Genomic DNA, 25,810 nt, shown 5'->3' with positions numbered 1-25,810 from the left:
GGCGCCAGGTTCCCTGCCCGAACAGAGCGTGACCGCTCAGGTGGCTGCGTCACAGTGCGTCGGCGAGGTGCGCGAGTCGGCACGTTCGTGCGGTGGTGCAGGCCGGTGAAGGCGTTCGCGGATCGCGGCGGCTTCACCGCACCGCACGGCGGCGTCGTCCCGGTCGCCTGATGCGAACGCGAGACGTCCCAGCCCCTCGAGCGCAGACGCGGTCACGGCCGGTTCGCCCAGCCGACGACCCAGCCCCAACGCTTCCGAGTACCGGGCCCGAGCCGCGGCGGTGTCACCGTCGGCTTCATCGCACCGCCCCAACCCAACCAACGCGACACCTTCGAGGACGGGCGTTGCGAGTTCGATGAACCCGTCCAATGCGACCTCGTAGTGTCGCCTCGCTTCGCCCCAGTCTCCGTCGACGTGAGCCAGTAGGCCGTACCCGTACCCCGCAAGAACCTCCCCGGCACTGTCACCGACCTCGCGGGACGCGGCCGCTCCTTCGTCGAACAGCCGTCTCGCAGTTTCGTAGTCACCCAAGTGCACCTTCGCGATCGCCAGGTCCGCTAGCGCCCACTGTGCGGTGTTCCACAACCCGGCACCCCGCGCCACATCGATCGCTTCCTCCAGGACGGGCGCCCCTTCTGCGTACCGACCGAACTGCCGTAGCGCCCACCCGAGGTGGTACAGAGTCGCGGACAGCCCCCACGAGTCGTCGAGCTGCCGGAACGCAGCAGCGGTGGTGCGGCCGATACGGATGGCGGCGTCGACGTCCCCTGTCTTCGCTGCGGTCTCCATCCGGACGAACCCGATGACAGCGGGCCCCCACGGGTCACCGTCGTGGTCGAACTGTTCCTGTGCCGCCGCGAGCAGCGCCTCTGACCGCTCCGGTTCCGCGCCGGTAACTCCTTCGACGGCGAGGAGGACTCGGGATAGGGCCGCGTGCCAAGTGTCGCCGAGCTCTTCAAACAGGGCCAGGCTCTCCGCCGCAGCGTCGGCGCACCCGGGGTTGGGGTGGACGAGGCAGCCGCGGGGGCGTTCGACTATCGAGATTGCTTGCAGCGCGAGCGCCCGCGCCGCCGGCGACCCTTCGTCGCCGACAACCAGCCGCGCCAACACCTGGCGGCCTTCGAGGTGACGGCCGAGGTGCCAGAACATGCCGAGGGAACCAGCCATCATCAACGCGCCGTCCCGATCGCCGTCAGGGCCGCCCAGGAACGCCAGAGCGGCACGAATGTTGGGTTGTTCGGCACGCAACCACAGCAGCGTCTGCCGTTGTTCGTGCCCACGCAACGCAACTTCGGCGTGCTCGACGATGCCCCGGAAGTAGGCGGCGTGACGTCGCGCCACCTCGACCGTCTGCCCGTACGCCTCAAGCTGTTCAGCAGCGTACTGACGCAGCGTCTCCAACATCCGGTACCTGGTGGTGGGGCCGGGTTCGGCGACGACCATGGACCGCTCAACGAGCCGGCCGATCGTGTCGAGGACCTCGCCGGGGGGTGCTCCTTCATCTGCGACGACACCCTCAGCCGACATCAACGTCCAACCGCCCTGGAACACCGAGAGTCGGTCAAAGACCCGTTGTTCTGCCTCGGAGAGCAGCTGGTAGCTCCAGTCGACGGTGGCGCGCAACGTCTGCTGTCGTGCTTCAGCGGTGCGGGCGCCCGAGGTGAGCAAGGTGAACCGGTTCGCGAGCCGTTCGGACACCTCGGCCGGAGACAGCGTGGACACCCGTGCGGCGGCGAGCTCGAGGGCGAGCGGGATGCCGTCGAGAGACCGGGTGATGGCACCGATCGCGGCCAGGTCGCGTGCCCCGAACAACAACCCGGGGCGCACGGCACGAGCGCGTTCAGCGAAGAGCTGCGCCGCTGGGTAGGCGAGCACGTCACCTGCCGAAGTGTCCTCGGGTGGGATTTCCAGAGGGCCGACGGTGACCTGCACCTCGTCGGGAATGGCAAGGGCTTCGCGGCTGGTCGCGATGACGGTGATGTCGGGGCAGCGGCCAAGGATGTCGTCGACGAGGGCGGCGACGGCATCGACGACGTGTTCACAGTTGTCGACCAGCAGCAGCATGCGGCGCCGAGCCAAGAACGAGATGAGCCGATCGCGAAGGTTGCGGGCCGCGCCGGCGCCATCCATCGGCATCCCGACAGCGTCAGCGACCGCGACCGGCACCTGGTCGGGGGTAGTCACCGACGCGAGCCGCACCCCGAACGCCCCGTCTAGGTATTCCGCCGACGTTCGAACGACGGTGGTGATCGCCAGAGACGTCTTCCCGGCGCCGCCCGGGCCAACCAAGGTCAGCAGCCGTACGCCGCCGAGTAGCTCGACGATGGACTCCAGCTGGGCGTCGCGGCCAATCAGAGGGCGGACCACAGTAGGCAGGTTCGTCGGCGCCGTGCGGTCCGCTTCGGCGCGGGACCGGTGCGCAGGCATCGTGACCGGAATCGTCGTCGCCGCTGCTCCGTCTGCGACTGCCGCGGCGGCGGGGACCATGTCTTGCTGGGCGCCGAGGGTCGCGTCCTGGCGTAGCACCCGCAGGTGCAACGACCGTAGGGATACCGACGGTTCAAGGCCCAGAGACTCGTCGAGGACTTCCTGGGTTCGGCTGTACACATCGAGGGCGTCGGCTTGCCGGCCACCGCGGTACAACGCCAGCATCAGCAACCCGGCGAGCGACTCCGAGGTCGGGTCTTGGGCAACGACTGGTTCGAGGTCTCCGACGACTTCCAGGTGCCGGCCGAGCGTCAGTGCGAGCTGAGCGCGTTCCGTCAGCGCAGCCAACCGGAGCTCGGAGAGACGGGCGCTCTCGGCGGTGGCCCACTGCTCGACCGCGAAGTCGCTGAGCGGATCACCACGCCACAACGCGAGCGCGTCGTCATAGGCCTGCACGTGAGCCGTTCCGACACCGCCGTTGTCAGCAGCGCTTGCGGCGGCCGCGCGTGCGGCCCGGACCCGGTCCGCGAACTCGAGCGCGTCCACCGTCGAGGAGTCGATAGTCGCGCGGTACCCGACCCCTTCGCGAGTGACCACATCACCGACCCCCATGGCCTTGAGGGCGCGGCGCAGCTTGGAGACCCGGATTTGCAGCGCGTTCATCGGGTCGACTGGCAGCGTCGACTCCGACCACAACCGGTCCACGAGCATCGTGGCCGGAATGGTGCGGCCGGGGCTGAGAAGGAGCTGGGCGAGCAAGGCACGTTCGGCGATGCCCGGCAGCTTCACGGTTGCACCGTCGACGCAGACCTCCATCGGTCCGAGCAGCCGGTATCGCACATCGTTCACTTCCGCCCCCCGTCCATGAGTCCACCTTCATCGTGCTCCGAGGCTAGAGCGGTTAGCAATCCTCCCAACGGTTTGCCTACCGGTGGCGTTCCTAACGTGGCTGAGCTGCCGGCCCACCTCTGGGTAGGTGGACCGGCAGCGCGGGGTGGGTCAGGACGCCTCGACCGTGAATGGCACCGTGACGACGTCACCATCTGCGAGCCGGAACTGGCCCCACAACTGGTACACACCGGGGGTGTCGAACTCGACGTGCACGTCGAGCTCGGGACCGAACGTCTGCCCGGGAAGAGCGAATACGGGACGGCCATTGTCGTCTTCGATCTCGGCATGCTCGTGGGCGAACGTCTGCGCGTCGGCCCTCATCACCACGATGTGGCCCGCTGCAGCCAGGAACGGCCGCAGGTCATCGACCGGCTCCCCGGTCGTCGCGTCGGTGAACTCGAAGTGCAGGTCGCTCGGTTCACCGACAACCGCGTCCCCGCCCAGCTTGACCTCGACGCCGTCCACGATCACGGTCCGAGAGCCGGCAGCCAACGTCACTGGTTCCGGGACGTCACCGGCGACGGTGACCAGCTGACGCTGGTGCACGTCAGCCATCTCGCCGCGCCGTCGGAACTCGGTGTTCACCACGTACGTGCCCGCGGTCGGGAACGTCACCTCGACCTGCAGCTCACCCGGGCGCCCGGTCGGTTCGGGGTGGACGTGGGCGAACGTGCCGAGGTCTTGGCGGGTCGCGATGAAGTGCATCCACGCTTCATGGCTACGGGTCAGGTCTGTGATGGGCTCACCGGTTTCGGCGTCGACCACGGTCGCGGTGATTGTCGTCGGCACCCCGGGTCGGGTCGTGTCCGGAACGACCAGCTGGACGTTGAGCCCGGCCTCAGCGGCTTCGGTCGGCGAGACCTCGGCGGTCATCATCGTCGACATTGCGGGCCGCATCGGCATACCGGTCGTCTGAATCCAGGCCAGCGTGCCGTTCATGCCGCGCGCAGCGAAGTCCATCCGGCTGACCGCGGTCAGCGTTCCACCGATCGCCAGCGCGACGACCGCGACCCCGATCAGGTATGCGTACTGGCCTACCCGCTGCTTCAGCGGCGGGTGCAGGATCTCCTCGACGGAGGCAGGTCGGCGGAACCGCCGCAGCCGCAACGCGTTCGAAAGCACACTGACCGAGCTCATCGCCATTGCCGCCGACGCGAGCACCGGGTCGAGCAGCAGCCCGTTCCACCAGTACAGGACCCCGGCTGCGACCGGAATGAGCAGGATGTTGAACAGGAACGCCCAGACAAGGCCCTGCTTCATCGTGGTCACGGTGCGTCGCGACAACGCGATCGCGGACACGATGCCGCGCAGGTCGCCACCAATGAGCGTGATGTCGGAAGCGGCGATGGCGACGTCAGCACCGGTGCCGATCGCGATGCCGAGCTCGGCTTGAGCCAGGGCGCCGGCGTCGTTGATGCCGTCGCCGGCCATCGCGACCACGTGACCCTGCTCCTGCAGCCGGACTACGGCGGCGGCCTTCTCGGCCGGCAGCACGTCAGCCATGACGTGGGTGATGCCGACCTGGGCCGCGACCGCGTGTGCGGTGGCTGCGTTGTCGCCGGTAATCATCCACACCTCGAGCCCAAGGGCCTCCAGCTGCGCGATCGCCTCAGCCGACTCGGCCTTCACGGTGTCGGCCACCGTGACGACAGCGGCCAGATGGTCCCCGATGGCCACGTACATCGGCGTCTCACCCCGGTCCGCTGCAGCATCTGCCGTGGCGGAGAGGGAGGAGGGGTCGACGCCGGCGCGCTGCATCAGCGCCCGGTTCCCGACCCGGACCCGGTGACCGTCGACGAGCGCGTCCAGCCCGTGCCCGGGAACAGCCTCGAATCCGTCAAGCGGCGGCACCGTGAGGCCGGCGGCGTACGCGTGGGACGTGATGGCTTGAGCGATCGGGTGCTCGCTGCCGCTCTCGGCGGCGGCGACCAGCGCCAGAACCTGGTCGTCGGTGAACCCGTCGGTCGTCGTGATGGCCGTCAGGGCGGGTTTGCCTTGGGTGATGGTGCCGGTCTTGTCGAGCACGACCGCGGTGAGCCGGCGGGCCTGTTCGAGCGCTTCACCGTTGGAGATGAGGATGCCAAGCTCCGCCGCCCGGCCGGTGCCGACCATCACCGCGGTCGGTGTGGCCAGCCCCAGAGCGCAGGGACACGCGATGATGAGGACGGCGATCGTGGTGGTGATCGCCATGGTGATGTTCTCGGTCGCCGGCCCGAACACCACCCAGAGGACGAACGTGGCGAACGCAGCCAGGATGACGGCCGGCACGAACACTGCGGAGACCTTGTCGGCGAGCCGCTGCATCGGCACCTTGGAGCCTTGGGCGTCCTCGACCAGGCGAATGATCTGAGCCAACGCGGTGTCGTCACCCACAGCGGTGACTTCGATCTGCACCGATCCGGTGGTGTTCAGGGTGGCACCGATGACGGCGTCGCCGGTTGCCTTGTCGACCGGAAGGCTCTCACCGGTCAGCATGGACTCGTCCACCGACGTCGTGCCGGACACAACGACGCCGTCGACGGGAATCTTCTCGCCAGGGCGGATACGGACGACGTCACCACCAACGACGTCCTCGACGGGAATGTCGACCTCGACGCCGTCACGGACGACGCGGGCGGTCTTCGGTGCCAGCCCGACCAGGGCGGTGACAGCGGCCGCGGTGCGCTTCTTCGCCCGGCCCTCCATCCACTTCCCCGCCAGGACCAACGCGACGATGATGAGCGAAGTCTCGTAGTAGACGTGCAGCGGCAGCCCCCACTGTTCGACGAGGCCCGGCCACAAGGTGACGAACGTGCTGTAGCCCCACGCCACACCGGTGCCCAGGGCAACGAGCGTCGTCATGTTCGTCGTGCGGTGCTTCGCCGCAGCCCATGCGGAGGCGTACAGGTCCTTGCCTGCCCACCACTGGACGGCGGTCGCGACAACGAAGATGGCCGGCATCAGCCAGTCCATCGTGTCGATGTACAGCGGGACGTACATCAGCACCATCAGGCCGAGACCGGTCGCCAACGCGGTCTGCCACTTGCGCTTCATCCGTGACAGCTCCCGGTCGCGCGCAGCACTTCCGTCGGCCTCGTCTCCCTGGTTGCCCGAGGACGCGGACCCGGCGCCGATGCCGCCGCTGGTGTTCCCGCCAGCCGACTGGCGGCGCGGCGTCGCGGAGTACCCAGCCTTGACGACGGCCCTGGTGAGGTCGTCGAGCCGGACGAGGTCCGGGGCGTAGGTGACGGAGGCAGCCTCGGTAGCCAGGTTCACCCGGGCCTCGGTGACACCATCGAGCTTGAGCAGTGCCTTCTCGACGCGGCCGACGCACGAGGCGCACGTCATCCCGCCGAGGTCGAGCGTGCACGTCTCGGTCTCCACGTCAGCGACACCACCCGTCGTGTCGGGCACGGTGCTAGGGGTGGCGTTTGGTGAGGCTGTGGTGGTCATGCCGAGCTCCCAAGGTCGGTGAGGTCTGATGCGATGAGGCTGTCTGCGAGCTCTGTCCGCCCGCTGTCCGTTCGGTGTGGAGGTGGCCGGCGACCCAGGCGGCATCTGACTGGACGAACCCGAGCAGCGCTGACCCGCGGGTGTGCTGCCACGGCAACCCGATGAACACGAGCCCTCGGGCGGCAGCGATACCGCGTTGGTGCCGGGGGCGGCCGTGCTCATCGAGCGCGTCGGGGACGTCGACCCAGGAGTAGTTGGCGCGGAACCCGGTCGCCCACACCACGGCCGCGGCGTTCGCCGACGCGCCGTCCTGGAACGTGACCTGGTTGCCGCTTGTCGAGACGACCCGTGGTCGCACCTGCACGCCCAGCCGTCGCAGCCGCCTCAGCGGGCTGCCGATGACCAGATCACCACTGTCACGCATGCGGCGTGCCAGCCGCGACTCGCCGGTCTTGTTCATCAGACCCAGTCGGGTCAACCACCAGAACAGGTCGCGACCGAGGAACCGTTGCGGTAGCTGCGGCGGTGCGGTTCCCACCGCCAGGGTCACGTCGTGGGTGGTGGCGAGGTCCTCGGCGATCTGTCGTCCGGAGTTGCCGGCCCCGACGACGACGACCGGGCCGGTCGGGATGTCGCCGGGTCGCCGGTACTCGGCGCTGTGCAGTTGGACGACGCCACTGGACAGGCCGACGGCCATGCGTGGGACGACCGGTTCCTGGAACGGGCCGGTGGCGATCACCACCTGACGGGTCGAGAGGCGGCCTTGGTTGGTGTGGACGACGAATCCGTCGGCTACTTGCTCGACCCGGGTGGCCGCACAGCGCAGTCTGAGCGGGAACGCGAAGCGAGCGGCGTACTCGCGCAGGTAGTCGGCCACCACGTCCTTGCTCGGGTATTCGCCGTCTGCGGCGGGGAACGCCTGCCGGGAAGCCCGTCGTACTGGGCAGAAGTGAAGAGGCGCAGCGAGTCCCACCGGGTACGCCACGACTCGCCTATCTCTGCTCCAGCGTCGAGGACCAGGAAGTCCGCTTCCTGATGTGCAAAGTGGTAGGCGACAGCAAGTCCCGCCTGGCCGCCGCCGACGACGATGACGTCGAAGGTCTGCGAGGCAACGGTGGTAGTCATTTCGAGTCCTTCGGTTCGTTGGCGCTGCTGAGCGGTGGACGCCGCATCGGGACATGTGATGGACGAGTCCAGACACCCAGTGATGGCACGGGCGGAGGCCGAGGTGGAGTCCCCGTAGAGCTGATAGTCGGTGCTTTGAATCGTGGACGTTCACGGGCCTGATCGCGCCGGTCAGATGGCCGGGATGTGCCCTCGGTGCAGCCCACGTCTGTGTCAGCCGGTTGATGAACGAAGGGTTCCGCCGTCGTTCGCGAATCGGGCACGGTGGGCTGCCCTGGGAGAGACCTCGACGGTCTCACGTGGAAACCGCGCCCCGGTGGGGGTCGGGGGTACCTCCCACCGGGGCACGGGGCTAGGGGTCAGGCCAGCGCGTAGCCGGCCTCCTCGACCGCTTCCCGCAACGCCGTGGCAGGCACGGGCTGCTCGGCGGTCACGCGGACAACGCCGGCGGCCACGTCGACGGCGACGTCGGTGACACCTTCGATGGCGCCGACCTCAGCGCTGACAGCGCGAGCGCAGTGGTCGCAGGTCATCCCGACGACGTCGTGGGTCTCGGTGAAGCTCATGACAGTTCCTCCTGTGTGGGTCCCGGGGCACTCCCGGGGTGTGGGGGGTGGATGCCGGTGGTGACCGGCGTGTGTGTGGGGGGCAGCGTCGCCGCCCGATCCCCACAGGTTCATGCGGCGGCGTGCTCCGTCGTCTGGGTCGTCTCGGAGGCCGCCTGCGGGGTCCGCAGCCCCACCCAGGCGACGACGGCGCCTCCGGCAGCGATCCCGGCGGCACCGAGCAAACCGGCGGAGAACCCGTCGGTCAGCGCCACCGGATCACCGACCTGGTCGGCACCGAACGCAACGGCGAGCGCGGTCATCGCAGCCAGCCCGAGAGCCGAACCGACCTGGTAACTGGTGTTCACGATGCCGGCTGCAAGGCCGCCCTCCTCCGGTGCAGCCGACGACAGCGCCATCCCGAGGGACGGAATGAACGCCATCGCCATACCGGCGGCAGCGACGAGGCTCGCCGGCAGCACGTCGACGGCGAAGCTGCCGTCGGCACCGATGAACGACAGCCAGACCAGGCCGCCGGACAGGGTCGCGAGCCCAGCGACCGTCATAGCCTTTGGACCGAACCGAGCGATGAGCCGCGGGGCGGCGACGATCATCCCGACCATGATCGTGACCGTCAACGGCAGCAGCGCCGCTCCGCTCGCGAACGCACCAAGCCCGAGGACCTGCTGCAGGTACAGGTTAAGGAAGAAGAACATCGGGATCCACGCCGCACCGAGCAGGAACTGTGCGGCGTTGGACCCAGCGAGGTTTGGTGCCTTGAAGATGCCGAGCCGCATCAGCGGCTCACGCGACCGCGCCTGCATGGCCACGAACAGCCCCAGCAACGCCACCCCGCCGATTCCGGCGATCAGCGTCGACGGCGAGGTCCACCCGGCCTGCGGGGCGCGCACTACAGCGAACACGACCGACGCGAGCCCGGTCGTGACCGTGACGGCGCTGGTGACGTCCAAGGAACCACGGCGAGTCGCGCCTGCGGGCAGCGCCGAACGAGTCACCGCGAGCACGATGACGGCCAGCGGGACGTTGATGAAGAACACCCATGGCCACGACGCGTACTCGGTGAGGATCCCGCCGAGGAACACACCTGCTGTACCTCCAGCGGGTGCTGCGGCGCCGTACACCGCCAACGCCTTCGTGATCTCCTTCGGCGACGAACCGAACGTCATGAACAGCAACGTCAGCGCGGCAGGGGCGATGAGCGCGGACCCGGCGCCTTGGACGGCGCGGCCAGCGAGCTCGACCGGGACGTTGCCGGCGAACCCAGCGATCAGCGACCCGGCGGCCAGGACGACCCAGCCGATGCTGAAGATGCGGCGGGCACCGAACAGGTCCGAGAGTCGACCGCCGAGAAGCAGAAGGCCGCCGAACGCGACGACGTAGGCGTTGAAGACCCAGCTGAGCCCCTCAGGCGTGAAGCCGAGGTCTTGCTGCATCTCCGGCAGCGCGACGCCGATGATGGAGGTGTCCATGATGACCATGAACTGGGCCGCGGCGATAACGCCGAGAGCGAGCCAACGGCGGCTGCTTCGGGCTCCCGCGGCGGAAGGCGTAGTAGACATGACGTGCCCTTCTGTGACGACGGACCGGTTGTGGTCGGATGTGGCAACAGGCTCAGGGCGCGGACTTGCCAGCCGCTGTCCCACCGCTGTCGCCGCCTGCGGAACCGACGAGCTCGGGCCGGTAGTTGGTGCCGACGAACGCGGCGAGCACGTCCTCGAGCTGCATAGAGCCCGACAGACGGACCACGCAGTTCCCGGGGTTGGCGCTGACCGTTTCCACTCCGGGAACGTCGCGGAGGCGAGCGGTCACTTCACGAACACAGCGACGGCAGCTCATGCCGCCGACGAACAAGTTGAGCTGACGCATACGGCTTCACTCTCGAGATTCGTTCGGCTCTGATGCCTCACAGGTTGCGCGCAAGCGCTGTCCACGCGCTGTCCACGCGGTCTCGCGGCCAAGTGGAGTTCTTGACCACGCTGCGACGAACCCCTCCGCGTCCTACCTCAGCACGGCCACGCACCTTGGCGGACCGATAGCGGCCGGAAGGCCCAAGCCGACGCAATCTGCTCAGGTCCAGTTTGGTGACGCTCCGGCTCGCGCGATCAGCCAGGAGGACTGTTATTCATACGTCACTCCTTGCGGAGCTCGGCAAACCGTGTGGATGGCGGAGCCTGTTTCACGCAACCTTGGCTGTGCGTTTCATGGTGTCCTCGTATCGGGGTGGGTCGGGATCGGACGACGTGCGGTGAGTTCAGACCGGCGAGAGGGGGTCGTACTGGATGCCGCGGCGCACCTCGCGAGCGCGCTCGAGCCCGGCCAGGCGAGCGACGAGGTGCAGAGCCATGTCGATGCCGGCGGAAACGCCGGCGCTGGTGATCACGTCGCCGTCGTCGACGAACCGGGCCGCCACGTCGATCTTGATGGTGGGGTCGAGTTCTGAGAGCAGGTTCAGCGATTCCCAGTGGGTGGTCGCTGGTCTGCCGGTGAGAAGGCCAGCGGCTGCGTAGACGAGGCTCCCAGTGCACACCGATGTCATGAGCTCGGCTGTGGTCGCTTGGGTGCGGACCCATTCGAGGTGGTCGGGGTCCTTGAGGAGGCTGCGGGTGCCCCACCCGCCAGGGTGGATGAGGATGTCGAGGTCGGGGGCGGTCGCGTACGAGTGGTCGGTGCCCATGCTGAGGCCCTTGGCTCCAGTGACCGGAGCCCCGTCGGCGGACAGGGTGGTGATGCTCCATCCGTCTTCGGGGTGGGAGATGGTCCAGTGCGCGAGGACCTCCCAAGGCCCGACTGCGTCGAGCTCTTCGACCTGGTCGAACAGCAGCATCCCGATGTGACGATCGGTGGGCTTGGCCCCGTTGTGGGTGATGTCGCTCATCTGTGTGTCTCCTTCGGCTCGTTGGTGCTGTCGGTCCAGCGTGCGTCCGGTCAGCCTCGAGTCGCCCCGGTCAGATGGCCGGGTTTCGTCGTGCCACGTCGTTCGGGTTATCCGACAGAGCGGTCCTCTCACTGGCGAAACTTCTCGAGCGCGCGCCGGGCCGTGGTCGGCGCGGGGGTGCTAGGCGGTTGCGGGTTGCTGTTCGCTGACCGGCGTCGTGAGCCTCTGGGTGCGGCGCTGGTGCCGGCGGCGGACCAGCAATGCGGGGGTCAGCCCGACGAGGACTGCGAGCGCGAGGCCGACGATGGCGAGCGCGACGGGGCGCCACGCGCGGTGCTGGTTGCCGAGGGTGAGGTCGGTGGTTGGGTAGCCGATCATCTTGGCGGTTGCGGTGGTGGTTGCTGCGTCGGTGTGGTCGGCGAGGTTCTGCAGCGCTGCGTCGAATCCGCCGCCCGTGGGTGTTCCGTCCGCGCTCGCAGGGTCGGTCAATGGCTCAAGGGACATGCCTTGGGTGTGTGCCCAGGCGTTCAGCTCGGGCTCGGTGCTGTCGGGGGTGTTCGCGTCAGGCACGACCACGCGGTCGAGGTTGGAGGCCTGGGCAAGGGGTGTGGTGAGAAGAGTGAGCCCGTGCCGTGTGCGGACGGTGTCTTTGGGGGCGATCGCGATGGTGTGCGCGGCGGCAGACTGGCCGTAGACCTCGAATGCTGCGGTGGCGTCGAGCTCGTCTACTCCGTCCCGTAGCGCGATGCCGATCGTGGGCCGGAACCAGGGCATGACGTAGTTGAGTCCGACGGGCCAGTCGCGGAGCGCGAAGTGGTCTTCGGGGATGGTGGTCGTCTGGGTCGGAGTCCAGTCGAGTTCGGGGTGGAGGTCCGCAACTCGTTGTGCTTCGGCGGGTCCGGCGAGTTCGGCGACGAGGTGGAGGGCGGCTGGGATACCGGAGGTGACAGCGGCCGTGGTTGTGATGGTGGAGGCGGCGGGGCCGTCTTCGACGTATCGGCGCCCGCGTAACCAGTTCACGGCGGGATGGTCGGCTTCCAGGGCTTTGATGCGTGACCAGTGGCTGGTGGCGTCGAGTCCGTCGAGCATGCCGGTGGCGGCGAGGACGAGAGACCCGCTGCACACGCCGAGGACCTTGGCCCCGTTGTCGTGCTGGCGAGTTACCCAGTCGCGAAGCGGTGCTTCGACGTCGCCGGTGGGGTGGGTGAGGGCAGGGACAACGACCAGGTCGGGAGTCAGGGCGGGGTCTGCGTCGATGTCGGCGAAAGTGTGCGTGGGTACGACGGCGGGTCCCCCTTCGAGTGGTGCGGGGGCAGTGGTGTCGGCAGCGACGTAGGCGGAGAACGCCGTGGAGCTCGCGAAGATGGAGTAGGGCGCGAGAAGGTCGCTGGCGACAGTGCCGTCGGTGCCGACGACGAACGCGACCACAAGCGATCGACTGTGCCCAGGGCCTGCCAGGTTCGCCACCTCGTCGGGTTCGGTGGGCGGGAGTGCAGCCGCCGGCTCGTTGATGGGCCCGGTGGGTACGGGCGGGTTGGTGCTTCTGCTCGTCGTGACAGCACCTGCTGCGACGATGCCGGCCAGGGTTGCAGCGGTGAGGGCGAGCGTCCCGGTCGTGGCTAGGACGCGGCCGGTCCAGGTCCTGGTGGAAGTTCGGCGGTTCGTGGTCATCGGAGCGGTGTCCTTCGTGAGTGGGTCGGTCGTGGGTGTTTTCGCGGTTGCGGGCTCGGTTTCACTGTTGTTGAGGCCGCGGAGGGTCGACCCGGTCAAAGTGCCGGGATCTTCTGGGCCGTAGGGCCTCCCGGGTTCGCGGCGGGCAGCTGGTGGGATCAGTTCCGGTTGCGGATGACGGTGCAACCCATTGCGGCGGTGATGAGGGAGACGACTGCTGCGGCGGTGAACGCGGCGGTGAACCCGGACGGGGTGAGGACGGTGGCGGTGGATCCGCTGACCGTGAGTCCGATGGCGGTGAAGGCCGCGGTGCCGAGGGCGGCGCCGACCTGGGTTGCCGAGCCGGCGACACCGGCGGCCAGTCCGGTCTGTGTCGGCGGTACTGCGGCGGCGATGACCATGGTGGTGGGCGTGAAGCTGAGCGCGACGCCTGTGGCTACCAGCAGCAGGCCGGGGAGGACTGCGACCGGGTATCCGTGGTCGTGAGGCCCGTAGGCCAACCACAGGTGGCCGGCAGCGAGCACGAGGAGTCCCAGGACGAGCGAGCGACGGGGCCCGAGGACCCGCAGCACCCGCGGGAGGAGGGTGAGGGACACGGCGAACCCGGTGACTGCGGTGGGGAGCATCGCGAGCCCGGCCTGCTGGGGGGCCATGTGGAGCGCTTGCTGCAAGTAGAGGGCGACGAGGACGAAGGTGGATGCTCGGGCAGCTCCACCGAGTACGGCGAGCGCAACGCCGGTGGACAGGACCCTGGAGGCGAAGAGGTTGAGCGGCACGAGTGGTTCGGTGACGCGGCGCTCGACGCGGATGAAGGCAGCGGTCAGGACGACGAAGCCGGCAAAGCTCGACAGCACTGACAGGGACGTCCAGTCGCCCGAAGCTGCGCCGAGACAGCCGTGCACGAGGGCGATGACCGCGCCGGTGCTGGTCGCCGCTCCGGCCCAGTCGAACTGGTGGCGGACGGTGAACGTGGGCTCGTCGAGGACGCGGCGGGCCAGGACGACGGCTGCGACCGTGACGGGAACCGTGACGAGGAAGACCGAGGACCACCCGAATGTGCCGGCGAGGATTCCGCCGAGGAACACCCCGGTCGCTCCTCCGGCGGCTGATGCGGCCCCCCAGATGCTCATTGCCTTGGCGCGGGCGGCTCCGGGGAACGTCACCAGCAGCAGCGACATCGCGGCGGGGCTCAGTGCCGCGGCGCCGACGCCCTGGATGACACGCGCGCCGACGAGCATCCCTTCGTTGGCGGCGGCCGCGGCGAGCAGGGTTCCGAGTGTGAACAGGGCGGAGCCGGCCATGAACATGCGCCGCCGGCCGAAGAGGTCTGCGGCACGACCTGAGAGGAGCAGCAGTCCGCCGAACGCGAGGACGTAGGCGTTGACCACCCAGGTGAGACCGGCCGGGCTGAGATCGAGGTCGGCCTGGACGGACGGAAGGGCGACGTTGACGATGGAGGTGTCGAGCATGACGACGAACTGGGCGGAGACCAGCAGTCCGGAAGCGACGGTGCGGCGGCGGCGCTCGATGAGACCAACTCGCGGCGGCTCTTGGGCCGAGCCCGCGGCACCGGGAGTGCCTGTCGGTCCTGAGTGGCGGTCGGTGGGCGGTGCGGTGGTGGTCATCGTGTGCCTGCCTGTGGAAGTCGGGGTGCTCCCACCGTGGCGGCGTACGGATTTGCTCGCCCCGGCCAGATCGCCGGGTTCCGCTCTCAGGGCTAGGCACAGAGACGCCACCCGGCAGCGGGGGTCTGCTGGGTGGCGTCGGATCTGGGCGACTGCGCGACTCGCGGCTCGCAGCCGGTCAGTGCATGTGCATGCCGCCGCCCCCGCCCGCTGCGAGGGCGGCGGGCATCCGGACCGCGGCGAAGACGGCGACTACGGCGGCCATGACGGACGCACCGATGAACCCAGCCGAGAATGCGTCGGCTGCACCAGCGGCGGTCGTGAGCGTGCCGGCCGAGGCGGCGACCGCGGACAGGATGGCGACACCCAACGCGGCACCAAGCTCGTGGCCCGTCATGAGGAACCCGGATGCGACGCCGGCGTGCGAGGCGGGGATGCCGGCCATGGACGTCACGGAGACGGGGACGAACACCATGCCGATGCCGAACCCGAGCAGGACCAGTCCCGGCAGGATGCCGGTCACGAGGCTCGAGTCGGCGTCCGCGGCCGAGAGCCACCCGGAGGCGAACACAGCGACCAGAAGCCCGGTGGTGGCGATGGTGCGCGGGGCGACATGGGCCAGGAGGTGCTTGGCGACGGCGGTGCCGACGGTGAGTGCGAAAGCGAACGGCAGGAACGACAGCCCGGTCTCCAGTGCCGAGTACCCGAGGACGGTCTGCAGGTAGATCGAGGTCAGGAACACAGCCCCCACCAGGATGCCGGACACACCGAGCATGACCACGGTGCCTGACACGAGGGACTGGAGCTTCCACACGTGCGGCGGGAACAGCGGCTTGGCGGCACGGTTCTCGAGCTTCAGGAACACCAGCAGCAGACCAGCGGATACGGCGAACGCGGCGATGCTGTGGACGGAGGCCCATCCGTGAGTACTGGTGCCGGAGATGCCGTAGATGAGCGCTGCGAGGCCGGTGACGACCGCTGCGGCGCCGGGAAGGTCGAAGTCACGAACGCTCGGCCGGGGCGCGGTGCGCGTCTCCTTGGCAATGACGCGGCGTCCGACGACTAGGGCGATGAGGCCGACGGGCACATTGACCCAGAAGATCGCCTGCCAGCTCGCAGCGGTCGTCAGCGCACCTCCGACGAGGACACCGGCGGCGACTCCGAGGCTGCCGACGGCACCCCACATGGCGAGGGCGGTCTTGCGCTGGTTGCCGGCGTAGTGGGTCATGATGAGCGACATCGCGGACGGGGTGAGCAGAGCGGCGCTGAGTCCTTGGACGGCGCGTGCGGCGATGAGCTGGTTCCCGGTCTCAGCGAACCCTGAGACCGCGGACGCCGCGGTGAACAGGACCAGGCCGGTCAGGAAGACGCGGCGGCGTGAGAGCAGGTCGGCGATGCGGCCACCCAGAAGCAGGCACCCGCCGGACATCATCAGGTAGGCGGTCACAACCCACTGGAGCTGGGAGCTGTCGAGGTTCAGCGAGCTGCCGATCGACGGCAGCGCGGTGTTGACGACCGAGATGTCGAGCACCACAAGGATCTGGGCCGCGAGCGCGACGGCGAGCAGCGCCCATGACTTCCGCTTCTCGATCGGTGTCGCGGCCTCGGCTCCGACTTCGGTTGCTGGATGCGATGTGACGCTGGGGTGCGATGCGGGATGGGCGGACATGGTGACTCCTTCGCACTCGGGCTTCGGGCCCGCATCCGGCCTGCTCGTCGAGCAGGCACCCCCACAGTCGGCCTCGGCGGACGCGGTCGCCCCGGTCAGATTGCCGGGGTTGGCTTGCCGGAGCGCCGACGGCCCCGGGAGGTCCTCGGCCGGACGGGTCTAGTCGATGGGCCCGCTCGAGGACCTCGGCGGGCATAGGGTCGAGGTTGTGCTGCATGGCCGTGACCTCGAGACCGCCCGGCTGGCGCAGATGCTGGAAGAGGCACGCTCGGGACAGGCCTCAAGCCTGGTCATCAGCGGCAGCGCAGGCCTAGGGAAGTCTGCCCTCCTTGAGGAGGTTGCGGCCGGGGCCACGGACACCAGGATCCTGCGCACAGCTGGGTTGGAGTCGGAGTCGCCGTTGGCGTTCGCCGCCCTCCACCGTCTCCTCCGCCCCGTTATGGACTTGGCCGTCGACCTGCCACCGCCGCAGGCGCGGGCGCTGCGGGTTGCATTCGGAGAGGTTGACGGCGACCAGATCGACCCCTTCCTGGTCGCCCTGGCGACACTGTCCCTGCTGACCGAAGCGGCCGAGTCCGGTCCGGTGCTGTGTCTCATTGACGACGCGCACTGGCTCGACCTCGCCTCCTCGGATGCGTTGCTGTTCGCTGCGCGCCGCCTGCTCGCTGAACCGGTCGTCATGCTGTTCGCCTCCCGCGACGACGAACACAACGAGTTCACGCCGAGCGACGTCGCCGAGATGCGGCTGGAGGGACTGACTGGGGAAGCGGTCGGCTCGCTGCTGCGCGAACGCACCGACCAGGTCCTCTCCGACCAGGTCGTCGAACAGCTCGCCGCCGGCACCAGCGGCAACCCGCTCGCGCTGGTCGAGCTACCCGCCCAGCTCAGCACAGACCAGCTCGGCGGCAAGTCCAGCCTCCCTGAGACGTTGCCCTTGTCTGGTCGCGTCGAGCGGACCTTTCTCGACCGGTGCCGACGCCTCTCCCAGCCTGCGCAGACCTTGATGCTCCTCGCCTCCGCGGACGACTCGGGACAACTCTCTGTCGTCCTCAGCGCAGCCAAAGGCCTGTCGGACACGGCCGCCACCCTCGCAGAGGTCGAGTCCGCCGGGCTCCTCATGGTCGACGCCGACACGGTCCGCGTGCGTCACCCGCTCGTCCGCTCGGCGGTGTACCAGGCGGCCACTGGTGCCGAGCGTCGTGGCGCGCACGCCGCGCTCGCCAACGCTCTGGGCGCGACGGGCGATGTCGACCGGCAGACGTGGCACCGGGCCGCCGCCGCCAACGGACCCGACGAAGCGTTGGCCGCAGACCTGGAAGCGACGGGTCGACGAGCTGAGCAACGAGGCGGCCACGACTCGGCGGCGTCCGCCTACCACCGGGCATCCCAGCTCACCGTTGCCGACGGGGACCGCGCCCGACGCCTCTTCGACGCTGCCCGTACCGCGTACGCGGGAGGACAGGTCGCCAGGGCCGTCGCTCTGCTCGCGGAGTGCAGGCTCATCGCCGACGACCTCGTGCTCCGTGCGGACATCGCCCGGCTGCGTGGCCGTATCGAGGTCATGGTCGGCTCTGCGGTCGACGCTCATCGGATCTTTATCCGTGCTGCGCATGACGTAGCCGGACTCGACCAGGAACGGGCGGCCGAGATGGCCGCGTTGGCCGGCATCATGCGCAGTCACGGCGTCGACAGCGGCAGCACCCTCCCGGACGGGGTGGTGGACACAGCACCGAGCGCGACGGACTCCGTACGCCTCCGGTGCTTCAAACTCCTGATGCGCAGCACCACATCCGATGTTGCCGGCGACCGCGCCACGGCGATGGCGCTCGTGCAGGACGCGTTGGCCATCGGCCTTAGCGCCGAGGACCGTGACCTGTGGGCGAACGTGGCGAACATGGCCCTTCACCTCGGCGACCACGAGGGCCACCGCCGCTACTTCGACGCGATGCTCTCGGCCGCGCGAGCCGACGGCGCAGTCATGGAGGTTCTGTACGCCCTGCACAGGGTCGCGCTCAGCGAGCTCGCAGCCGGCGACTGGCAGGCCGTCCGCCGCTCCGCGGACGACGCGATGTCACTGGCTCGCAGCATTGGGCACCCAGGGCTGGCCGTGACACCGTCAGCCATCCTGACGTTGCTCGCTGCTCTGGAGGGCGACAACGACTACGACACCCTTCTGGCCGCGACCGAGGACGCCGTCGAGCGTCACCATCTGGGCATCATGGATGCTGTCGTGGCCGATGTCCTGCGATGGGCGAAAGCAACGCAGGCTGCGAACGCCAACGCGAACGCTGAGGCGTTCCACCACCTCGAGCAGATCCGGGTCCCGGCAGCAGCACGGCTCGTCACCGCCGTCCGGATCGCCTCAGCGGTGAACGCCGACGAGCTCGACCGTGCTTCGAGCTGGACCGCCGAAGTCGAGGAGCTTGCCGAGGCCACCGGCCTGCCGTGGGCGTACGCCACCGCTCAGTTCGGCCGTGCGCTCCTCGCTGAGCCGGCCGACGCTCGCGACTACTACGACGCTTCGCTGGTCCACCACGCGCTGGCTCATCGGGTCTTTGATGAGGCGTGCACTGAGCTGGCCTACGGCGAGCACCTTCGCCGCACCGGGCAGCGCGTCGCGGCACGTGTTCACCTGAACAAGGCGCTGGAGACGTTCCGCGACCTGCGTGCCGAGCCCCTGGTGGCCCGGGCCACTCGGGAACTTCGTGCCTCCGGCGAGACAGCCCGACAACGCAGCGTCTCGACCCTGGTCCAGCTCACGCCCACTGAGCTCCACATCGCCCAGCTCGTCAGCCAGGGCATGTCGAACAAGGACGTCGCGGCACAGTGCTTCATCTCCCCTCGGACGGTCGCGTTCCATCTGCGCAACGTCTTCACCAAGACCGGCGTCGCCTCCCGCGGGGAACTGTCCCAGCTCAACCTCGACTGACGGCGATCGTCAGTCGCGGGTGCTGTCTTCTGTGTGTTCGTGGATGGCATCGACGAGGCGCGACCAGAGCGATCGAGGCCGGTCGTGCCCCATGTCCTCGACCAGGAGGAACCGCGCGGAGGGCACCAGGGCGGCTGTCCGTAGTCCGCCGCTTGGGTCGATCAAGGTGTCGTCCTGCCCGTGGATGACGAGGGTCGGCACATCGAGAGTACGCAACGCGTCGGCACGCGATCCGTCAAGGATCATGGCGGCCAGCTGCCGCGGGACACCGGCCGGGTAGTAGGAGCGGTCATAGCTCGCGGCGGCCAGGTCGCGCAGTGTGCCGGGGTTGCCGTAGCGCCGCGAAGCCCAGACGAGCTCACGCTCGGCGGCGGCGATGTAGCCGTCGCGGTCAGCGGGTCGCGGGGCGAATAGGACCTGTTGGGCCTCAGGAGTCGGCTGGCCGTACTCGGGCTCGCCTGTCGAGGACATCATCGAGGTCAGCGACAGCACGCGATCGGGGAACTCGATCGCCATCTTCTGCGCGATCATGCCGCCCATGGAGGAGCCCACCACGTGCGCTCGGTCGATACCGAGCAGCTCCAGCAGGTCGACCCCGTCACCTGCCATGTCGCGAAGGGAGTACGGCGCCATCGCCAGAGCACGGTCGACATCGCCGGACGTCACGGCCGTGACCAGGTCCATGAGGTCTACAGGACTCTCGTGGTGCTTGGTCGACAGGCCGCAGTCACGGTTGTCGTAGCGGATCACGCGACGACCTCGGGCAGCCAGCAGGCGACAGAAGTCTTCGTCCCAGCCCAGAAGCTGGGTGCCGAACCCCATGACCAGGAGGACTGCCGGGTCAGCCGGATCCCCGAACTCCTCGTACTCGAGCGCGATGCCGTTGGCCGTCTCGACACGCATCACGACGCTCCTTCAGTGGTTCCGGAGAGCGGGCGGTTCAGTCTCGCTCAGAGACAGAACCTTACCTGTCGAGTTCGACATGTCAAAGTCGTCATTTCGCGCTACGCTGCTGCCATGTCATTGCGTCATGCTGTCCTGGGTCTGCTCGCCCGTCGTCCCTCGACTGGCTATGAGCTGACCCAGACCTTCGATCGCTCGCTGAGGGCGTCGTGGCACGCGAGCCACAGCCAGATCTATCCCGAGCTCGCCAAGCTTGCCGAGGCCGACCTCGTGGAGGTCATCGGGCACGGGGCACGTCGCAGCAAGACCTACGGGATCACTCAGGCCGGACGCGACGAGCTGCGCCGTTGGCTGGTCGAGGGCCGGCCCGACAGGTCCAAGCGCGACGAGAGCGGGCTGCGTCTGTTCCTGACCCCGCTTTTGGACCCCGCCGACAGGCGAGCCATCTTCGAGCGCGACCTGGCTGACGTCGACCACGAGCTCGACACGCTGAAGGATCTGCGTACCGAGCTCCAGGACACCGGTAGCCCCCAGGCATTCGCATCCCAGGTCGAGCTCGGCATCCGCATCAGCGACGTCCTAGGCGATTGGCTGCGCGAGCAGATCGCGGCCACCACCGAGACCCACGACCCCGAGCGGCAAAGCCAAATCCACACTCCAGATGCAGGTCACCGAAGCCGAAGCCCTGCCCGCAAAAGGGCCGACCATAAGGACGAACAGTGACGACGAGAACGTATCGAGTCTTGGTGTCTGGCCAGTTCGCGGCACTCACCCCAGCGGTCCGCGAGCATCTTCGAAGCGAACAAGCCGACCACGACGTGTTCGCCTCCGCGTTCACCCCGGCGGGAACCTTCACCTATACGCCGACGCTCACCCGCTTCACTCTGCGCTACCTCCTTGACTGCGCGGAGAACTCGGCCGCCGAAGCGGACGGGGATGTAGTCGTCGAGGGCGAGCTGCTGGCCGAGGAGTTCCTCCGCGCTCGCGGTATCGGCCATCGACCGCTCACTGTGTCAGCCGTCTGCTTGCAGGACGTCAAGGTCAGGGCTCGCGCCTAGCGGCCTCGCGGGCCGGGTACGTGGGCTCGTCCATGGCCAACGCGCCCGCGGCGTCAGGACCATCCGCGATCCCCGCGGGGGGCGGTGCCTTTAGCCACCGACATGCGACTTACACACCCGCTGTCCGAGTGGTTTGCCGAAGTCTCAGTTGCTGCCGAACTCGGACTCGACAGAAGGAGTCCCGGCCGTTTGACCGGCGCGACGCCGCCGCGTCGCGAGCAGTGTGAGGCGTGCCGGTACGACGTACCGGACGGAGCGGACCCGACGTCCGCCTCGCTCGCACCGGGAGCTCACGTGGACGACCAACACCTCGCGCTGGGCACCGTCGCCTGGGTTCAGCAGACCTCCGGTTGGCTCACGCCGGCCGAGCGGCGCTCCCTGCTCCTACCCCTGCTCCGCACCCACGTCCGAATCGGGTTGGGCCGGCTCGCGATGGTGACGCGTCTCAACCATGGCCGACACGCCTTCATCCCCACCGCACGTCTAGCGCCGCCGAGCAGCGTCCTGACCCGCACGGCTGAGGAGCGGGCGCGCGCCATGTTGGCACCGGTACTGATCAACCACAGCTACCGCACCTACATGTTCGGTCGAGCTCTCGCTGTACTGGACGACATCGACGTTGACGATGAGCTCCTCTTCGCGGCCTCGATGCTGCACGACACGGGCCTGGTCAACCCGACCGGAGACGCCGACTTCACCCTCGCCAGCGCCCGGGTCGCACGCGAGGTCGCCGAACAGGTCGGCCTGTCCGGCGCTGCCAGCACCACAATGCAGAACGCCATCACCCTCCACCACAGCCCCGGCGTCAGCCTGACCTCCGGCGCCGTCGCGTACTTGCTCTCCGCAGGAGCCGCCCTCGACGTCGTCGGGCTCCGCTCATGGGACCTGCCCACCACGACGTTGAGCGCTGCGGTCACTGCCCACCCGCGCGAGAACTTCAAGCAGGTCTTCGGTGCTGCGTTCGCCCAGGAAGCGGCCCGCGTGCCCCACGGCCGAACCCGGTTTCTCCACCGCTACGGCGCCTTCGGAGCCGCCGTCCGCCTCTCCCCCTTCGACTCCTGACCCGAAAGCGATGTCATGATCACCCCCAAAACCACCACCAGGACGGACCCCTCCCGGACTGCTGAGCGCGGCCCGTTCCCGGCCTTCTCGGACGCGTCACGCGACATCACCCCGACCGTCACCTCAACCCGGTCGACGACGCTCGTCGTGGTCGGCTCCCTGATGAGTGGCCTCGTCCTCGCCGCGTTGCTCTGCCTCCTAGGCTTCCCCGGCGCCACCGAGGCCGTCATCACCGGCTCTGTGCTCATCGGCTTTGGTGTCGGCTGGGCACTGCTCGCCGGGCTCTCCGCCCGAAGCCCGCGCCGCCAACGCTGGGCCTGGGTGCCGGCGGTCCTGATGACGACGGCCGGCATTCTCCTCCTGGCCGTCGTGCCAGGACCGAAGACCATGTCGGCTCTCGGCTGGGTGTGGCCGCCGGTCCTGGCTGCGACCGCCCTCTACTGCGTCAACCGGATGCGTCGCGACCTTCCAGGTCGCGGCCGGCTCATGCTCTACCCCGTGCTCGCCGGTCTCGTCCTCGCCAGTGCAGGGGGTCTGTACACCCAGTTAGCCGCAGTCAATGGGAGCAGCCTCCCGGCTATGCCCGGGCATGCCTACGAGATCGACGGACGTCGGCTGCACCTGGACTGCCGCGGCTCCGGCAGCCCGACCGTCGTGGTCGAGTCAGGTCTCGCGGGAACGTCGGCATCGTGGGCCCGAGTGGTGCCCGAGGTCGCGAAGACGAGCCGGATCTGCGCCTACGACCGAGCTGGTCAGGGCTGGAGCGAAGAAGGCTCCCGACCACACGACGGCCTCCAGGCCGCCCACGACCTCGAGGCTCTGCTCCAGGCCGCTGGCGAGGTCGGACCGTTCGTCCTTGCCGGCCACTCCACCGGCGGGACGTACGTCATGACGTACGCAGCCCAGTACCCCGACGACGTCGCAGGAATGGTGCTCCTCGACAGCTCGAGCCCTGACCAGTTCGAGCTGATCTCGACCATGAGTAGCGAGTTCGCGCTCACCCGTCGTGTTGTCGCGTTGTTGCCCAGCCTCAGCCGGCTCGGCCTCGGACACCTGGTCCCCGCATCGTTCGTCTCCCGGCTGCCGCAGCCGGCCGCCGACCAGGTCCGCGCACTCGCCACCTCACCGCAAGGGTTGCGCAACCAGCGCGACGAGCAGGCAGCGATTCCGGCCCTGTTCCGCCAAGCCCAGGCACTGACCGGCCTCGGCGACCGACCGCTCGTGGTCGTCACCGCACTCGACCACGACGAGGTCGGCTGGAGGGAAGCGCAGGACAGGCTCGCTGCCCTCTCAACCAACAGCAGCCACCGGTTCGCCCCGACCGACCACCCGGGCATCCTGGACGACGAGGCGGGCGCGACCGACTCGGTCCACGCTATCGAGGACGTCGTCACTGCCATCCGCGCCGGCGCAAGCCTCGCGCGCGACCGGTGAAGTCCGACTGCTGAGCACTGGCAAGATCTGATCCGCCCGTCAGGAACGTCGTCCGGTCCCCAGATTTCCCCCAGCGCAGTGCCTAACCAGCACCTACTGGACGCCGATACCGCCGAGGCGTAACGTCGACGCACCCCTTTTGACCTGGGATAACAGGTCACCGTCGAAGCGAGTCGTTCATGCCTCCGGTTGTACTACGACATCTGAGTCGTATCGCGCCACCAGATCGCCCCGTCGCTGACCTGCGACGGGGCGATCTGCCGTTTGTGGGTCAGGCTTCAGTACGACATCTGAACCGAAGGCCCGAGCTGCAGGTGCACAGCCTTTCTGGTCCGGACCTGACTGACCGTCGACACCTTGTGCCGGCATGCCTGAGAAGGGGAGCCGTTTGCCGGATCGAACCCTGCAGGCGTTAGCACTGCGTTAGCGGACGCCGGCACCGACGAAACCTCCTGAGCGTGCGCGAGAGGCAGCGCCGTCTGATTGCTACTCCGTTGGACGTGCCCCTGTCAGATGACAAATTCCACGTGTACATGACAGTTTGACTCGCGTTACTGACAAAGTTGCGTGACTCCGGCAACCGGTCAGGTCAGTGGGCCATGTCGACGAAGCGGGAGTAGTGGCCCTGGAAGGCGACGGTGATGTCGCGGGTCGGGCCGTTGCGGTGCTTGGCGACGATCAGGTCGGCCTCACCGGGGCGGGTCGACTCCTTCTCGTAGACGTCGTCGCGGTGGAGCAGGATCACCATGTCGGCGTCCTGCTCGAGCGAACCGGACTCACGCAGGTCGCTCATCATCGGGCGCTTGTCACCGCGCTGCTCAGGGCCACGGTTGAGCTGGGAGAGCGCGATGATCGGCAGCTCGAGCTCCTTGGCCAGCAGCTTGATCTGCCGGGAGAACTCCGAGACCTCGAGCTGACGTGACTCGACCTTCTTGCCCGAGCTCATCAGCTGCATGTAGTCGATGACGATCAGCTTGAGGTCGTGGCGCTGCTTGAGCCGTCGGGCCTTGGCCCGGATCTCCATCATCGTCATGTTGGGCGAGTCGTCGATGAACATCGGCGCCGACGACACCTCGCCCATCTTACGGGCGAGCTTGGCCCAGTCGTCGTCGGTCATGTTGCCGTTGCGGATGTGGTTGAGCGGGACCTTCGCCTCGGCCGACAGCAGACGCATGGTGATCTCGGAGCGCGTCATCTCGAGGCTGAAGAAGACGCTGGCCAGGTTGTTGTGGATCGACGCCGCCCGGCACAGGTCGAGCGCGAGCGTGGACTTACCCATCGCGGGTCGAGCCGCGACGATGATCATCTGGCCGGAGTGCAGACCGTTGGTGAGGTCGTCGAGGTCGGCGAAGCCGGTGGGGACGCCGTAGAGGCCGGCCTCGCGGTTGGAGATCGCCTCGATCTCGTCGAGGACGCCGTCCATGATGTCGGAGAGCGGGGAGTAGTCCTCGGCCGAGCGGCGGTCCGTGATCTTGTAGACCTCGGCCTGGGCGGTGTCGACGATGTCGTCGACCTGGCCCTCGCCGGCGTAGCCGATCTGCACGATCTTGGTGCCGGCGTCGACCAGGCGTCGCAGGATCGCCTTCTCGCGGACGATCTCGGCGTAGTAGCCGGCGTTGGCCGCGATCGGGACGTTGGCCGAGAGCGTGTGGAGGTAGGGAGCGCCACCGATCCGCTGGAGCTCGCCGCGGCGCTGCAGCTCGGCGGCGACGGTGACCATGTCGACCGGCTCGCCGCGGCCGTAGAGGTCGATGATCGCGTCGTGGATCGTCTCGTGGGAGGGCCGGTAGAAGTCGACCCCGCGGATCGACTCCGTGACGTCGGCGATGGCGTCCTTGGAGATCAGCATCGCGCCGAGCACGGACTGCTCCGCGGCCATGTCCTGCGGCGGGGTCCGGTCGCCGGGCGAGTTGGGGCGCTCGCCCGGGGCGTACGACGCCGGGCCGTCGCCCCAGTCGTCGAGCGGGAAGTCGGACGAACCCCGTGAGTCCTGGTCCGTGACGCTCATCTGTGTGTCCCTCAGTCCCCTCGATGGCTGCTGGTATCGAACGTGCGTTCGATGATAGATGGAGAATCCGACAGTCCCAGGCGACCGCCATCGCGCGACGGTATGGCGTCCGGGGCACTCGGCGACAGCGGGCTA

General features: G+C 68.4%; 18 protein-coding genes. 5 read left to right on the top strand and 13 right to left on the bottom strand.

What is annotated here, in order from left to right; genetic code table 11:
* Positions 1 to 36: 36 nt before the first annotated feature.
* The 11 genes from ABLE68_RS08745 to ABLE68_RS08700 all read right to left on the bottom strand — a co-directional run bounded on the left by ABLE68_RS08745 (position 37) and on the right by ABLE68_RS08700 (position 16,281).
* Positions 37 to 3,216, bottom strand: coding sequence for an AfsR/SARP family transcriptional regulator (locus ABLE68_RS08745; RefSeq protein WP_348870926.1), 3,180 nt, complete (start codon positions 3,214 to 3,216; stop codon positions 37 to 39).
* 210 nt (positions 3,217 to 3,426) lie between these two features.
* On the bottom strand, positions 3,427 to 6,750 hold the full coding sequence (locus ABLE68_RS08740; RefSeq protein ID WP_348870925.1) for a heavy metal translocating P-type ATPase: 3,324 nt from the start codon (positions 6,748 to 6,750) through the stop codon (positions 3,427 to 3,429).
* The gene (locus ABLE68_RS08735; protein WP_348870924.1) at positions 6,716 to 7,627 is read right to left on the bottom strand and encodes a flavin-containing monooxygenase; all 912 of its coding nucleotides are present in this window, start codon (positions 7,625 to 7,627) and stop codon (positions 6,716 to 6,718) included. The genes ABLE68_RS08740 and ABLE68_RS08735 overlap by 35 nt, the downstream gene beginning before the upstream one ends.
* Positions 7,543 to 7,875: an FAD-dependent oxidoreductase gene (locus ABLE68_RS22305; protein WP_425475622.1), complete on the bottom strand. Its 333-nt coding sequence runs from the start codon at positions 7,873 to 7,875 to the stop codon at positions 7,543 to 7,545. Before ABLE68_RS22305 ends, ABLE68_RS08735 begins: the two co-directional genes overlap by 85 nt.
* A gap of 359 nt (positions 7,876 to 8,234) precedes the next feature.
* Entirely contained in the window at positions 8,235 to 8,441 is a 207-nt protein-coding gene (locus ABLE68_RS08730) for a heavy-metal-associated domain-containing protein (RefSeq protein WP_348870923.1), read from the bottom strand.
* A 110-nt stretch (positions 8,442 to 8,551) separates the two neighbouring features.
* The gene (locus tag ABLE68_RS08725; protein WP_348870922.1) at positions 8,552 to 10,084 is read right to left on the bottom strand and encodes an MFS transporter; all 1,533 of its coding nucleotides are present in this window, start codon (positions 10,082 to 10,084) and stop codon (positions 8,552 to 8,554) included.
* Entirely contained in the window at positions 10,053 to 10,307 is a 255-nt protein-coding gene (locus ABLE68_RS08720) for a cation transporter (RefSeq protein WP_348870921.1), read from the bottom strand. Before ABLE68_RS08720 ends, ABLE68_RS08725 begins: the two co-directional genes overlap by 32 nt.
* 385 nt (positions 10,308 to 10,692) lie before the next feature.
* Positions 10,693 to 11,316: a DJ-1/PfpI family protein gene (locus ABLE68_RS08715; protein WP_348870920.1), complete on the bottom strand. Its 624-nt coding sequence runs from the start codon at positions 11,314 to 11,316 to the stop codon at positions 10,693 to 10,695.
* 180 nt (positions 11,317 to 11,496) lie between these two features.
* Positions 11,497 to 12,987: a DJ-1/PfpI family protein gene (locus ABLE68_RS08710; RefSeq protein ID WP_348870919.1), complete on the bottom strand. Its 1,491-nt coding sequence runs from the start codon at positions 12,985 to 12,987 to the stop codon at positions 11,497 to 11,499.
* A 158-nt stretch (positions 12,988 to 13,145) separates the two neighbouring features.
* Positions 13,146 to 14,612, bottom strand: coding sequence for an MFS transporter (locus tag ABLE68_RS08705; RefSeq protein WP_348870918.1), 1,467 nt, complete (start codon positions 14,610 to 14,612; stop codon positions 13,146 to 13,148).
* 178 nt (positions 14,613 to 14,790) lie between these two features.
* The gene (locus ABLE68_RS08700; protein WP_348870917.1) at positions 14,791 to 16,281 is read right to left on the bottom strand and encodes an MFS transporter; all 1,491 of its coding nucleotides are present in this window, start codon (positions 16,279 to 16,281) and stop codon (positions 14,791 to 14,793) included.
* Between the two features lie 166 nt (positions 16,282 to 16,447).
* Between ABLE68_RS08700 and ABLE68_RS08695 the strand changes: the two genes are divergently transcribed.
* The gene (locus ABLE68_RS08695; protein WP_348870916.1) at positions 16,448 to 19,210 is read left to right on the top strand and encodes a helix-turn-helix transcriptional regulator; all 2,763 of its coding nucleotides are present in this window, start codon (positions 16,448 to 16,450) and stop codon (positions 19,208 to 19,210) included.
* Between the two features lie 9 nt (positions 19,211 to 19,219).
* On the opposite strand, the gene ABLE68_RS08690 is transcribed toward ABLE68_RS08695, so the two are convergent.
* Positions 19,220 to 20,113, bottom strand: coding sequence for an alpha/beta fold hydrolase (locus ABLE68_RS08690; protein ID WP_348870915.1), 894 nt, complete (start codon positions 20,111 to 20,113; stop codon positions 19,220 to 19,222).
* 114 nt (positions 20,114 to 20,227) lie between these two features.
* Here ABLE68_RS08690 and ABLE68_RS08685 point away from each other — a divergent pair, with 114 nt between their 5' ends.
* The 4 genes from ABLE68_RS08685 to ABLE68_RS08670 all read left to right on the top strand — a co-directional run bounded on the left by ABLE68_RS08685 (position 20,228) and on the right by ABLE68_RS08670 (position 23,667).
* Positions 20,228 to 20,836, top strand: coding sequence for a helix-turn-helix transcriptional regulator (locus ABLE68_RS08685; protein WP_348870914.1), 609 nt, complete (start codon positions 20,228 to 20,230; stop codon positions 20,834 to 20,836).
* Positions 20,833 to 21,171, top strand: coding sequence for a DUF6204 family protein (locus ABLE68_RS08680; protein WP_348870913.1), 339 nt, complete (start codon positions 20,833 to 20,835; stop codon positions 21,169 to 21,171). Before ABLE68_RS08685 ends, ABLE68_RS08680 begins: the two co-directional genes overlap by 4 nt.
* Before the next feature lie 189 nt (positions 21,172 to 21,360).
* On the top strand, positions 21,361 to 22,233 hold the full coding sequence (locus tag ABLE68_RS08675; RefSeq protein ID WP_348870912.1) for an HD domain-containing protein: 873 nt from the start codon (positions 21,361 to 21,363) through the stop codon (positions 22,231 to 22,233).
* A 15-nt stretch (positions 22,234 to 22,248) separates the two neighbouring features.
* Entirely contained in the window at positions 22,249 to 23,667 is a 1,419-nt protein-coding gene (locus ABLE68_RS08670; protein WP_348870911.1) for an alpha/beta hydrolase, read from the top strand.
* 589 nt (positions 23,668 to 24,256) lie between these two features.
* On the opposite strand, the gene dnaB is transcribed toward ABLE68_RS08670, so the two are convergent.
* A complete protein-coding gene (gene dnaB / locus ABLE68_RS08665; RefSeq protein ID WP_425475648.1) occupies positions 24,257 to 25,546 on the bottom strand; it encodes a replicative DNA helicase in 1,290 nt (429 codons plus the stop codon).
* Positions 25,547 to 25,810: the final 264 nt, after the last annotated feature.

Origin of the sequence: Nocardioides pollutisoli (assembly GCF_040045055.1) — a bacterium.
Classification (GTDB): Bacteria; Actinomycetota; Actinomycetes; order Propionibacteriales; family Nocardioidaceae; genus Nocardioides; species Nocardioides tweenelious.
Note: the sequence above shows the minus strand (reverse complement) of the source record. Positions and strands in the feature narration are given on the sequence as shown.